Annotated in this window: 14 protein-coding genes; 13 read left to right on the top strand and 1 reads right to left on the bottom strand. The window is 58.6% G+C overall.

The window, feature by feature from the left end; translation table 11 throughout:
• Positions 1-204: 204 nt before the first annotated feature.
• The 10 genes from era to fliQ all read left to right on the top strand — a co-directional run bounded on the left by era (position 205) and on the right by fliQ (position 7754).
• Positions 205-1116 (top strand): GTPase Era, encoded by a 912-nt coding sequence (gene era / locus B5D49_RS11500; protein WP_078717849.1) that lies wholly within the window; start codon positions 205-207, stop codon positions 1114-1116.
• Positions 1117-1211: 95 nt separating this feature from the next.
• Positions 1212-1940, top strand: coding sequence for a YggS family pyridoxal phosphate-dependent enzyme (locus tag B5D49_RS11495; protein WP_144019450.1), 729 nt, complete (start codon positions 1212-1214; stop codon positions 1938-1940).
• Positions 1941-2006: 66 nt separating this feature from the next.
• Positions 2007-2768 (top strand): motility protein A, encoded by a 762-nt coding sequence (locus B5D49_RS11490; protein WP_078717848.1) that lies wholly within the window; start codon positions 2007-2009, stop codon positions 2766-2768.
• A 19-nt stretch (positions 2769-2787) separates the two neighbouring features.
• Positions 2788-3645, top strand: coding sequence for an OmpA/MotB family protein (locus B5D49_RS11485; RefSeq protein ID WP_078717847.1), 858 nt, complete (start codon positions 2788-2790; stop codon positions 3643-3645).
• Entirely contained in the window at positions 3642-4370 is a 729-nt protein-coding gene (locus B5D49_RS11480; protein ID WP_078717846.1) for an OmpA/MotB family protein, read from the top strand. The genes B5D49_RS11485 and B5D49_RS11480 overlap by 4 nt, the downstream gene beginning before the upstream one ends.
• A gap of 107 nt (positions 4371-4477) precedes the next feature.
• Entirely contained in the window at positions 4478-4978 is a 501-nt protein-coding gene (locus B5D49_RS11475) for a flagellar basal body-associated FliL family protein (RefSeq protein WP_078717845.1), read from the top strand.
• A 110-nt stretch (positions 4979-5088) separates the two neighbouring features.
• Positions 5089-5655 (top strand): flagellar motor switch protein FliN, encoded by a 567-nt coding sequence (fliN, locus tag B5D49_RS11470; protein WP_078717844.1) that lies wholly within the window; start codon positions 5089-5091, stop codon positions 5653-5655.
• On the top strand, positions 5648-6559 hold the full coding sequence (gene fliO, locus B5D49_RS15055) for a flagellar biosynthetic protein FliO (RefSeq protein WP_234990720.1): 912 nt from the start codon (positions 5648-5650) through the stop codon (positions 6557-6559). The genes fliN and fliO overlap by 8 nt, the downstream gene beginning before the upstream one ends.
• A gap of 129 nt (positions 6560-6688) precedes the next feature.
• Positions 6689-7396: a flagellar type III secretion system pore protein FliP gene (fliP, locus tag B5D49_RS11460; protein ID WP_078717862.1), complete on the top strand. Its 708-nt coding sequence runs from the start codon at positions 6689-6691 to the stop codon at positions 7394-7396.
• A gap of 88 nt (positions 7397-7484) precedes the next feature.
• Positions 7485-7754, top strand: a complete 270-nt coding sequence (fliQ, locus tag B5D49_RS11455) for a flagellar biosynthesis protein FliQ (RefSeq protein WP_078717843.1) — start codon at positions 7485-7487, stop codon at positions 7752-7754.
• A gap of 66 nt (positions 7755-7820) precedes the next feature.
• Here fliQ and rlmB read toward each other — a convergent pair whose 3' ends face one another.
• Positions 7821-8819: a 23S rRNA (guanosine(2251)-2'-O)-methyltransferase RlmB gene (rlmB, locus tag B5D49_RS11450; protein ID WP_234990718.1), complete on the bottom strand. Its 999-nt coding sequence runs from the start codon at positions 8817-8819 to the stop codon at positions 7821-7823.
• A 180-nt stretch (positions 8820-8999) separates the two neighbouring features.
• On the opposite strand from rlmB, the gene B5D49_RS11445 reads away from it, so the two are divergent.
• The 3 genes from B5D49_RS11445 (at position 9000) to B5D49_RS11435 (ending at position 12539) form a co-directional block, all read left to right on the top strand.
• Positions 9000-10622, top strand: coding sequence for a LysM peptidoglycan-binding domain-containing protein (locus B5D49_RS11445; RefSeq protein WP_234990716.1), 1623 nt, complete (start codon positions 9000-9002; stop codon positions 10620-10622).
• A gap of 475 nt (positions 10623-11097) precedes the next feature.
• A complete protein-coding gene (locus B5D49_RS11440) occupies positions 11098-11784 on the top strand; it encodes a response regulator (protein ID WP_078717842.1) in 687 nt (228 codons plus the stop codon).
• Positions 11785-12029: 245 nt separating this feature from the next.
• On the top strand, positions 12030-12539 hold the full coding sequence (locus B5D49_RS11435) for a PocR ligand-binding domain-containing protein (RefSeq protein ID WP_078717841.1): 510 nt from the start codon (positions 12030-12032) through the stop codon (positions 12537-12539).
• Positions 12540-12927: the final 388 nt, after the last annotated feature.

Here is a 12927-nt window from a genome sequence, read left to right as displayed (position 1 = left end):
GGTCCAAGCCGTGCTATACTCCGCCTTACGCGTCCGGGAGTCAGCGGACTGTTTGGGGCGGTTGCCTTTGGTTCCTTTGGGAATCCCGTGCAGGATCGGTTGTAAGGATTTTTGTAGAACCCATGTTTTTCATAGGGATATAGTGTTGGTAACTTTTCGATACATTGTCGTGGGGCAAGAGTGTCTCCGCGTCTGGAGGCTTGGATGACCCAGGAACACAAATTCGGCATGGTGGCGCTTCTTGGTCCGCCCAACGCGGGCAAGTCCACGCTCATGAACGCCTATCTCGGGCAGAAGCTGGCCATTGTCACCCCAAAACCGCAGACCACGCGCAACCGCATCAGCGGTATCCTGACCCGGGACGACGCCCAGGTAGTTTTTTTGGATACCCCGGGCGTGCACCGGCTGCGCGGGCGCATGAATCGGTTCTTGTTGGACTCGGCATGGAACGCCCTCGCATCATGCGACGCCGTGGTGCTGCTGTTTGATGCCGCGCTGTACGCATCCAAGCCGCAGATGTTCGACAAGGAAGCCGAGCCGCTCATTGAGCCGGTGCGCGGTTGCCGACGTCCGGTCATCGTTGCCTTGAACAAGGTGGACAAGGTCAAGGACAAGGCGCAGCTGTTGCCGTTCATGCAGCGCATTGCCGAACAATTCCCGGGGTGCGAGGTCATGCCCCTTTCCGCGTTGCGTTCCCAGGGGCTGGACGAACTGTTGGACCGCGTTTTGGAGCATTTGCCCGATGGTCCGCCCATGTTCCCGGAGGACCAGATCTCCACGGTGCCTATGCGCTTTTTGGCCTCGGAGATCATCCGTGAGAAGTTGTTCATGTCCCTGCGTCAGGAGCTGCCCTATTCCACGGCCGTGGAAATTGAATTGTTTGACGAGAGCGGTCCGTCCGTGCGCATTGCCGCGGCCATCTATGCTTCGCGCAAGAACCACAAGGGCATGATCATCGGCCGGGGCGGGCAAAACCTTAAGCTCATCGGCCAGCAGGCCCGCGAGGAATTGGAAGAGCTTTTGGAGCGCAAGGTCATGCTGGAGCTGTGGGTCAAGGTCAAGGAAGATTGGACCGAGCATCCGGGCTTCCTTCGTTCCCTGGGGCTTGGCGAGTGATTTTTTTCGGTTGATTTTCTTTTTTCAATAAAGCGTTTTTGCGGCATGCCGATGATACATGTGTTAACCGCGGCGCAAGCACTGGATAAGGCGACATGATCGAGTCGGACGAAACGAACGAGGCGGTGGATTCCCGAGCCGAACGGCTCGCTGCGAACTGGCGGGCCGTGCGGGAAGATATTGCCCTTGCCGCCCGCAATGCCGGGCGCGACCCTGCCGAGGTGCGGCTTGTGGCGGTTTCCAAGCGGCATCCCGCTTCGGATATCGCGGCCCTTGCCCGCGCCGGGCAGGTGGACTTTGGGGAAAACTACGTTCAGGAGGTCGCCTCCAAGCAGGAGGAATTGCAGAATCTTCCTGTGCATTGGCATTTTATCGGCGGACTCCAGAGCAATAAGGCCAAATTCGTGGCCGGGCGGTTCGAGTTGATCCACAGTGTGGATTCTTTGAAATTGGCCCGTGTATTGCATAATAAATCGCAGTCCTTGGGCTGTACGCAGTCCATGTTGCTGCAGGTCAGCTTATGCGGCGAGGAGCAGAAGTGCGGCGTGGAGCCGGACGCTCTGGACGCCTTGGTTGAAGAGGTCTTGGGATTGGAGCATCTTCGGCTTTGCGGGCTGATGACCATGCCCTTTGCCGGGGACGATCCCGAAGCCGTGCGTCCCGTGTTTGCGCGGTTGCGCAGCTTGCGCGACGGGCTGGAGCAGCGTTTCGGCGTGTCCCTGCCCGAGCTTTCCATGGGCATGACCGGGGACTTTGTTCAGGCCGTGGAGGAAGGCGCGACCCTGGTACGCATCGGTACGCGGATCTTTGGGCCGCGTCTGTGAGTGCTGTGGGGCTGCGGCCCGTGTGATGCATCGTAGACGGATACAACACTAGCGAACGGAACAGCTATGGATCTGGCAAGCGTAATAGGCATTGTGCTTTCCTTCGGGCTTGTGGTTTCGGCTATTTTAACCGGATCCAGCCTTACGATCTTCATCTCCGTGCCGTCGTTTCTTATCGTCATCGGCGGCACCATCGGCGCTTCGCTGGTAAACTACCCCATGAGTTATGTGGTGGGCGTGGTGGGCGTGATCAAAAACGCCTTTTTCACCTCCATCCAGCCTCCGGCCGAGGTCATTGCCCAGTTTTTGGATTTTTCCAACCGCGCCCGTCGTGAGGGCATCCTCTCCCTGGAACCAGTGGTCAAGGAAGTGGACGACGAGTTTCTCCGCAAAGGACTCCAGCTTACAGTGGATGGTCTGGATCCCGAGACCATTCAGGAAATCATGGAGACTGAACTTTCCTACCTGGATGAGCGGCACCAGTCCGGCGCGGATGTGGTGGCGGTCATGGGGACCCTGGCTCCGGCCATGGGCATGATCGGTACGGTCATCGGTCTGGTGCAGATGCTGCAGACCATGTCCGACCCGTCCACCATCGGCCCGGCCATGGCCGTGGCCCTCCTGACCACGCTGTACGGCGCGATTTTGTCCAACCTCGTGTTCAACCCCATTTCCGGCAAGCTCAAGGTCCGGCACAAGCAGGAACAGCTCATCCGCGAGATGGTCCTTGAGGGCATCCTTTCCATCTGCAAAGGGGAGAACCCCCGGATTATCGAAGAAAAGCTGAACAGCTACCTGGCACCCAAGGACCGCAAGCAGGGCGAGTGATCGCCGCACCGGAGCGGACATGGCCAAGCGCGAAAAAAAACAGATCTGCGAGGAAATGGCGCCATGGATGATCACGTTCTCCGACGTGATGACCCTGATGCTGACCTTTTTCGTGCTGTTGGTCTCCATGTCCAAGATCGACGAACGCCGCAAGCTCGTGGTGCTCGGGTCCATTGTGGGCGCGTTCGGCTGGGGGCAGAGCAGCGATGTTATGACCACCCAGCGGACCAAGCAGACCGTGGAGCCAGGCGTCTTTGAGGATGAAGAGGATCTGGCCGCGCTCAAGCCCATGCTCTGGGAGGACATTGAACAGGATCTCAATTTCCAGTCTGACCGGTTCGTGCAGATTTTGACCATCAATGCCGAACTGTTGTTTAATCCCGGACAAACCGGTCTTTCCAATCAGGGGCGGGCGCTGCTTGACAGCATGCTGCCTGTGCTCTTGGACCTGGAGTATCCGCTGCTTATTGCCGGGCACAGCGGCAATCTGCGTGAGGAATTGGGCGTGGAGTACCGCCCACAGGACAGCAAACAGATACCCGATCTTTCCTGGCGCATTTCCCTGAACCGCGCCCTTTCCGTGTATTCCTACCTGCTGGAGCAGGGCATGGATTCGCAAATGCTCCGGTTGGAGGCGTTTGGCCGGTTCCGTCCGCTCTACAATAGCAACGACCCGGATATGCGTTCCTGGAACCGTCGTGTGGACCTTGTGCTGGACCGGCGCAGCGCTCCGGAGCGGCCCATGCAGGTGGAGCAGGCGATTCAGGAGGCCCAGCCCGAAGTGCGTCCCGACACGTATGACGTGGACGGATTCGAGTTTTCCCTGCCTGACCCTCTGGAGGAGGAGACCGTGCCGCCCCCTGTGGAGGCGCCATGAGTCCTCGCAAGAAGAAAAAAGCCTGTCCCCCTCTGGCGCTCTGGTTGGTCACGTTTTCCGATCTGGTGACCCTGTTGCTCACGTTTTTCGTCCTGCTGCTGACCATGTCCTCCATGGACCAGAGCTTCATCACCCGAGTCACTGTGCAGCCTCAGGATGCGGGCGAATTGAACTTCAAGGGGGCGGGCCGCATCTCCATTGCCCTGGAAGCTGTGCTGGAATTGATCGAGGAACCATCCGAGGCAGTGGATAAGCCGCGTCGCATCAAGGATTTGCTTTATCCGGATCAGGATCTTCCGCCCGATGTTTCCCGCTCCACCCTGAATGAAAACCTGCGTGTGCTTGAGCGACAGGACGGTCTGGCCCTGGTCATGACCGACAAACTGCTTTTCCCCGAAGGCGGATCCGAGCTGGACGATACAGCCCGGCAATTGCTCGACCAGATCATTCCGCTGCTCGGATATGCCAATGAACCTGTTTTTATTTCCGGGCATACCGACGGGGTGGAGGCAGAGGGGACCGAGGGCTTTGCGCTTTCCGCGGCCCGGGCTGAAGCCGTGCTGGCGTATTTTGTCCGTTCCGGCCTGCCGGACGAGCGTTTTTCCCTGGCTGCCTACGGGGATACCAAGCCCCTGCGCGCCGGAGATGAACCCGAGGACCGCGCCATGAACCGGCGTATTGAAATTCTCATCCGCACCACACGGGCCATTGGCAGTTATTCCTGACTTCGGGGTGTTGGCTCCCGGGCCGCAATCTGTTAGCCCTGGATAATCCGACTGGTTCGTTGTATCATTGTATGAGCTATCAACCGACTATCTAAACGAGGTGCTTCGTGGCGGACGAAATCACACAGGAAGAGCCGAAAAAGAAAAAAGGCCTTCTGAAGTGGATCATCATCCTTGTTCTCCTGCTCGGCATCGGCGCCGCCGCGTTCTTTTTCAAGGATACGATCATGGATATGGTCGGCATGGGCGGAGACGCCACCGAGGAGCAGGTCGAGGAACAGCCCCTGGCAGACGCGCCCGGATTCAAGGGCGAAATGGCCTCTGTGGAGCCATTTGTCGCCAACCTCAACGATCCCCTGGGCAAACGGTATGTGAAGCTCGGGCTGGAAGTGGAGCTGATCAACGAAAAGGCTGTTTCGGAATTCGACTCCTCCCAGATCAAAATCAAAAACATGCTTTTGATCCTCCTGGGCAGCAAAAAGCCCCAGGAGATGCTCGGCCCTAAGAACCAGTTGCAATTGCAGCAGGAAATCGTGGATCGTATCAATCAGATCATTGGGGAAGGCAAGGTATTGCAGGTGTATTTTTCCGTTTATATTCTCCAATAGGACGGATTTTCACCCCCCTGAGCATGATTTTTGCTTCATGACGGGTGGGCCGGTCCCCGGGTGGATCGGCGTCAATACTCCGTCAAGCGCAATCCAAGAGGTTCAATGGTATGAGTCCCGACGATCAGGATAAGCTGGCCCAGGAATGGGAACAGGCACTGCAGGATGAAGGCGACGGCCCGGAGGAGGCTCCGGCTTCGGCTCCGGATCCCGCTCCGGCTGCCCCCGCCGATGACCCGGGCGACATGGACCCCGGGGATGAGGCGCTGGCCAATGAGTGGGCTGCGGCCTTGGCCCAGTCCGAGGAAGTGGACCTGAAAAAGGAAAAGGAACAGGAATACCTGTCCACCCAGATGAAGGACGCGGAATTTCAGGATTTCACGGCCCAGGCCAAAGGACCGAAGCCTGAAGGCTCCAAACGCGATCTGGACTTTATCCTGGATATTCCGCTGGATGTTTCCGCGGAACTCGGGCGCACCAAGCTGCTCATCAACGAGCTGCTCCAGCTCGGCCAGGGTTCCGTGGTGGAGCTGAACAAGCTGGCGGGCGAACCTTTGGAAATTTACGTCAACGGCAAGTTGGTGGCGCGCGGCGAAGCCGTGGTCATCAACGAGAAATTTGGAATCCGGCTGACCGACATCATCAGCCCCATTGAGAGGGTGAAGCAACTTGCCTGACGCCACCATGCAGCCTTTGTCCGCTGATCCCCAACTCGCTGCGGATCAAGCCGCGCAGGCCACGTCCGACCTGACCGGGGATGCGGTCCGCACGGTTTCGGACCTTGCTCCATCGGATGCTGGGGGAGCTTCGCAGTCTGCGGCTTCTGCCGGTTCATCTCCTTCCATGCCGGAGGGTTCTGCTGCGGTTGCCGATAGCTTGCCGACCGACCCGGGGTCCATGGATCCTTCCGCGGTTCAGGCTCCGGCTGTGGATCCTGCCGGGGCTTCCTCCGCACCTGATCCGGGGTCTTTGGCTTCCGGCGGAACCGATCCAGGCGCTGCTGCGTCCCATGTCATGCAATCCACTGGCGTGGATCCGTCTGTAGCGCATGCAACACCCCCTGATGCCTCGGCCATGGATCCTTCCCTGCTGCATCCCGGCATGGTGGATTCCGGGCATTCCCTTTTGAGCACCACCCTGGTGACGGCCGCGTACCTCTGCCTGATCCTGGGAGTCATCTTTCTGGCGGTCTGGCTGTTGCGCCGCTTTGGCCCGGCCGGTATTGCCAAGCCCAAAGGCTCGGAAAATCCACGACTGCTTGGCCGGCTCATGCTCGGTGCCAAGCAGAGTGTTTGCGTGGTCCGCGTCAAAGGCCGCGATCTCGTGCTCGGTGTTACGGAACAGCGTGTGAACCTGCTCACGGAATGTTCCGCGCCGCAAGGCTGTGACAATGACGAGGACGAGGATGATTTCACCCGTTTTGCGGAAGAACTGGCCGTAAAGCGCGCCCAGGCGCGATCCAGTGCTTCGGATGCATCCGGGCCTGCGGACGCGGCCAAGGCGTCGTCCACCGAGGACGAACCCTACCTGCTCCCCGAGCTGGACGCCGTTGATCCCGATACGGACGGGGGGGCCAAGTAGATGCGGTTCTGGCGGCGCGTGCGGCGCTCCCGAGGCGCGTTGCCGAAATACCCTGTGGCCGTGCCGCAACAAGGGGCGCTGCCCCGGGGCATGTGGTGGCGCGTGGCGCTTTTTCTCGGGTTTGGAGCAATGTTGCCCGTGTTGCCCGCACTAGCGCAGACCGTTCCCAGCCTGACCATGGAGCTGGCCGCGGGCCAGGCGGAACCGGAAAAGGTTTCGGTCTTGCTGGAAATCCTTTTCCTGCTCACCGTGCTCTCTCTGGCTCCGGCCATTGCCCTGACCATGACCTCGTTTACCCGCATCATCATTGTGTTTCACTTTTTGCGTCAGGCCATGGGAACGCCCCAGGTTCCGCCGAACCAGGTGCTGGCGAGTCTGGCCATGTTCATGACCTTCGTGATCATGATGCCTGTGGGCAAGGCTGTGAACGATCAGGCCTTGCAGCCCTATCTGAATGAGGAAATCGGCTTTGACGAGGCCTTGGATGTGGCCCAGCAACCCATCCGGGAGTTTTTATTCAAGCACACCCGGGAAAAGGATCTTTCCATTTTTTACTCCATCACCAAGATGGAGCGCCCCCAGACCAAGGAAGACGTACCCACCATCATGCTGGTGGCCGCCTACACCATCAGTGAGCTGAAGACCGGATTCACCATCGGGTTCATGATCTATATCCCGTTTCTCATCCTGGACATGGTGGTGGCCTCCATCCTGCTCTCCATGGGCATGATGATGTTGCCCCCGGTCATGATCTCCCTTCCGTTCAAGGTGCTGCTGTTTATTTTGGTGGACGGCTGGAGTCTGCTTGTGGGATCGTTGGTGAACACCTTTGCCTGACCCGCTTGGCGGTCGGCCCCGGAGTGGTGCGTCCGCTGTCCGGGCCATTGCAGGGTTTTGAGTTGCTGGAGAAGAGGAGGCTACGGAGATGACCCCGGAATTTATCGTGGGTTTTGCGCGCCAGGCCATTGAAACCACCTTGACCATTGCCCTGCCCATGCTCGGCATCGGCATGATTGTGGGTATCGTGGTCAGCGTGATCCAGGCCGCCACGCAGATTCAGGAAATGACCCTGACCATGGTCCCGAAAATCGTTGCCATCTTCCTTGCCCTGCTTATCTCCTTCCCGTGGATCATGGATAAAATGGTCACATATACACGGGAAATCTTTTTGAACCTTCCCAACTATATCAAATAATATCGTCGTCTGAATACGACTTTATTTCGGCGTGTTGTCCTTTCGTCGGGCGACGATGTTAGATCGTCACCCGTTGTTTTTTGTGGCTTGCAGCGCAAAAAGGGTCATCAGCGACGAGCCGGCCGAGGACACGTTCAGTGAGTCGAACCGTCGGGCAAACGGGATGTGCAGGCTCCGATCGCAGGCCTTGGCCACGCCCGGACGCACGCCTTTTTCCTCATTGCCCAACACCAGCACGCCGGGCAGGGTCAGGTCCGTGTCCGGGGCGAACACGTTTTCCGATGCCTCGCCCTGGTCCGCGCAATAGGTGGTCCAGCCCTGCCGGGCCAGTTGCTCCACGGTGCGCGCCACATTGACCACCTTGCTGACGGGCAGCATGGTCAGGGCGCCGGCGCTGGCTTTGATGGCTCCGGAACCGATGTATGCGCCTTCATGCTGCGGCACCACAATGCCCGCGCCTCCCAGGGCGTAGAGCGTGCGCGCCAGCGCGCCCACGTTGCCCGTGTCCTGCACCCGGTCCAGCACGATGATCAGGGGCAGTGGGGCTTCCAAACCGCGTTGCAGCAGCGTGTCCAGGTCCGTGTATTCCAAGCCCGCGACCTGGGCCACCACGCCCTGGTGGTTGCCTTTGTGCAGGCGCTCCAGACTGGCCGCGTCCACGAATTTATAGCGTATGCCGTTGTCCGCGCACAGATCCACGATGGCGCTGATCTTTGCGTCCACGCGTCCTTTGCGGATGTTGACCATATCCACCCGGCCGGGAGCGGACTCCAGCAGTTCGGCCACGGGCTTGCGTCCGGCCACGTAATTCTTATCCGCGCCTTTGGGACGTTTGGCCTGGCGGGTATTGGGTCCACGCGGTGCGGCTCCCTTGTCTGCATTGGCGCGCCTGTCGCCACGAGCGTCGAATTTTTGGCGTTGTTCCGGCTTGGATCGGTCTTGCGGCTCGGTATCCCGGTCCCGGGGCGGACGTTGTTGGGATTGCTCTTTTCGGCCTGCTGCGTTCCGGTTTTCACGGTCGAAACGGCGTTTCATCCCACTTTTGTCGGGTTTTGATTTGTGCATTTTTTCTCCATCTAAGAATTCCGGCGGGTTGGCCGCTTTCCATTTTTTCAAAACCATTCTACGCTGCATTCGCGCTCTGTCCAGGGGCGATTCAAACGTAGAGAATGTCTAGATACCCCTTGCCACGCGGCATAAAATATGCTTCAGACCTAAGAACGGTAACATATCGCGGAGGTTTCCTTGTCCTATCTGGCTGCTCGATGCCTTGCCTGGGCCATGTGGATTGTGGTGCTCACCACGGTACTCGTTTCATGTGCCCAAAAGAACACGTCCCCGGTGGTGGACAGCGTCAACGACCCTGACACCCTGATCATGTCCGAGGATGCCGAACCCCTCGACCCTGAGCTGACGGCTCAGCCCGGCGAGGGGACCGAACTGACCTCCCGCGAACGCTCCATCCTGTATTCCAAGAACGGCATTTTCTTTGACCTCGACCTGCACAGCACCAAGGAAGTGGAGCACTTTTTCTCCTACTTCACGCATCGGGCGCGCGGCACCTTTGAAAAGTGGCTCAAGCGTTCGGAGCAGCATCTGCCCATGGTCCGCGAGGTCTTCACCAAATACGGCCTGCCGCAGGACTTGGTGCTCCTGCCATTCGCCGAAAGCGGCTACAACGTCAAGGCTTATTCCTGGGCCGGCGCTGGCGGGCTTTGGCAGTTCATGCCCTATACCGGTCGCAAATACGGTCTGCACGTGGATTGGTGGATTGATGAACGGCGCGACCCGTATCTGGCCACGGACGCTGCCGCCCGCTACCTTAAGTATCTGCATGGGCTGCTCGGCGATTGGTATCTCGCTCTGGCCGCGTATAATGCCGGAGAGGGCAAGATCAAACGCGCTGTGGACGCCCTGGAAGTGGACAATTTCTTTGATCTCGCGGCCCGCAACCGCCGCCTTGTGTACAAGGCCCGTTTGCGCCGCGAAACATTGCAATACGTTCCTAAGTTCATCGCTATTTCGCGCATCTTCCAGAATTTGGAAGCCCTTGAATTTGACCCTGTAAGCTGGGACAAACAGCCGGACCTGGAGCACGTGGATGTTCCCGGCGGCACGGACCTGCTTGCCCTGGCTCAGGCGGGCGGCATGAAGTGGGCGGAATTCCATCGCCTCAACCCCGCGTACCGGCGGCAGGTCAGCCCGCCCAAGTTGAGCACCACGGCGCACCTGCCCAAGGACAAGGCGCCCAAGATGATCGCCTATCTGGAAGACCCCGGAACCCGGCCCTATGCCGGGTATCAGGCCTACCGCATCCGCAGCGGCGATTCCTGGTGGCGCATTTCCCGTCGCTTCGGCGTGCCCATCAGCGTGCTCAAGCGCGTGAATAATCGTCGTTCCAATACCCTGCATCCCGGGCAGGTGGTCATGGTACCCGGCCATGGTCGCGGTCGCGCCGTTGCTTCGGCAAAGGCCAGCCCGGGATCGCGTACCAAAACACGGCAGGTCGCCCAGTCGCGCAGCAATTACGTGATCCAGCCCGGTGACACGCTTTGGGACATTTCCCAGCGCTACAACGTGAGCGTGAGCACGCTGCAACAGGCCAATGGATTGTCCCGGCGCAGTACGCTCCGGGTCGGAAACAGGCTCTACATCCCGGACGCCTCGGGTAAGACCCAGCGTGTGGCCAAGGCCCAGGCCGAATCTGTGCATGCGGAACTGGTTCGCTACAAGGTCCGCCGCGGGGACACCCTGTCCGACATTGCCCGGCGCTTCGGTGTGAGCATCACCCAGCTTCGGGCCTGGAACAACATGGGGCGTCGGAGCACGATTTACGTGAATCAGTATCTCAAGGTCTTTGTGCCGTAAAACGCTCCCAGTGGCCTGCTGAAAAGAGTTTTCCGGTTATGCGAGCTTGGATGCCGATTCTTTGTTTCGCCACGCCTGTACGTGCCGGAATGGGGGAGCCGAGGCGCTTGTGACCGGTCCCGTGTTACCGGAGCGAGGATGCGTGTTGCAAAACCCTTCGGGATTCGGCGTGAACGCGTTGTCTGACTCTGTACCGCCTTGCTGACCCGGTTCGTAAACTGCCGGGTGAATGCGAATCTACCCAGGGGGAACGGCCCAACCGTTCCCCTTTTTTTTATTCCTCAAGGTTGTTGCCCTTGTGGGCGATATCCGGTCAGATACCCTTGTGCTTGGGTTTGTGATAATGCGTTTAGCATTGACCCTTTTTTTCTTGTTCTCTTGATTTGTTCACAATAATGTAACAACAAGAGCTTCACGGTTCTTGTCCCAGCGGGTATATCCCCCCCAGTCATCATAGCCCATAAGGAGCGATGCCGTGGCCGGTAACAAGATTTTGGTCGTGGAAGACCACCAGGATACCCGAGAATTGTTGGACTACAACCTATCCGCGGCAGGCTTTGAGGTTCGCACCGCCCAGGACGGCACTTCGGTCATGGATCTGGTGCGCACGTTTCAGCCGGATTTGGTGCTGCTGGATTTGATGCTTCCGGGCATGGACGGGCTGGAGATTTGCCGCCGTCTGAAGAAGCGTCCGGAAACCTCGTCCATGCCCGTGATCATGCTCACGGCCAAAGGCGAGGAAGTGGACCGTATTGTTGGTCTGGAGCTTGGAGCCGATGACTATGTGGTCAAGCCCTTTTCTCCCCGGGAACTCATGCTGCGCATCAAGGCGGTGCTGCGCCGTGCTCCCGAGGTGGACGAGGGGTCCGGGCAGCCCTGGGAGCGGGAAGGCCTGCGTGTTGACTTTGAGGCCCACACTATTGAAGTGGACGGCGAAAGTGCCCAGCTCACGGCCACGGAATTCAAGCTTCTTTCCGAACTCATTAAGGGCAAGGGCAAGGTCCAGACCCGCGACCACCTTCTGGATACGGTCTGGGATACGCATTTTGAAGGCTATTCCCGCACCGTGGACACGCACATTCGTCGTCTTCGCCAGAAGCTCGGCGCGTATGCGGATTGGATTGAAACGGTTCGCGGCGTGGGCTACCGCTTCAAGAGCTGAGCGCACTGCTGTTTTTTGCCGTTTCGACGATGCGTTGGTTGTGACGGACGCGTCGGTTTGCTCCCTGTGGGCGGATCGGCGCGTTTTTTTCTGCTCATTCTCCTGCTTTTCGTTCAATTTCGGTTTTTGCGGCTCCTGCTTCTGCGTGCCGATCCCCTTGCAAGGGTTTGGAAACAGGCGTACCCAAGGGAGCATCCGTACGTGAACTGACCACCATTGCTACAATTTTTTTTCAGGAGACGAGCATGAAAATCACGGATCTGGCATCCACAGAGACCTGGGAAGGTCTGGAAAAGGAACTGCACGAGAAATTCGGTCTCAATGCCAGTGTGGCCGACGAGCAGGGTGTACGCATCACCAGCTATGCAAACTGGGGCAATGAACTGTGTCCCCGGGTAAAGGGCGATCCCAAGGGGTTGAGCGCTATTTGCGCTGTAGCCGGGAAGCATTTCACCCAATACTGTACCAGCGAACAGAGTCCCCTGGTGGATGAATGCGACGCTTGCCTGACCAAGATTGCGGTCCCCGTACTTAAGGACGGCCAGTATCTTGGCTGTGCCGGAGGCTGCGGCGTGCTCATGGAGGGCGAGGAAGTGGAGACCTTTATGGTAGCCAAATCCTTGGATATGGATGAAAAAGAAGTGCAGCGCCTGGCCGAAACCGTGCCTGTGATCAGCCGTGAAAAGGCGGACGAAATCGTGACGTACCTGTGGAAGCGGCTTCAGGAACTGGGTGCGGACGTTCCCCAGGCCTGACCCGTTCATCCGGCAGGGCCGATTCCCTGACAAAAACTACAAGCGCCTTTTTGCGAAAGGGCGCTTTTTTTGTTTCTGGTCCAGCCCATGCTTTTGGGTTCATTGGAATCGTGTGGTCCGCGTTCTATTGGCTGCTATGCATCCGTTTTCGTTGTGTCCTACGAAGGGTGGACAGGCCATCTCCTGATTTCCGTGGATCACTATCAGAATGGATTGCGGGCTATGCGTTTTGCCTTGGTTGGTGCCGTGGGTAACTGTCGCTACAGCGGTCTATTCCCGGCTATGAACGTTGGGACCAGGTTGGTGGGACTTGATCCATAACCATGCAATATCTCCCACGGTCCCGATACCCCAAGGGGTTGGGGCTTTCTTGCTTCGTGGTCCGGAT

The sequence above is a fragment of the Paucidesulfovibrio gracilis DSM 16080 genome, assembly GCF_900167125.1.
Taxonomy (GTDB): Bacteria; Desulfobacterota; Desulfovibrionia; order Desulfovibrionales; family Desulfovibrionaceae; genus Paucidesulfovibrio; species Paucidesulfovibrio gracilis.
Note: the sequence above shows the minus strand (reverse complement) of the source record. Positions and strands in the feature narration are given on the sequence as shown.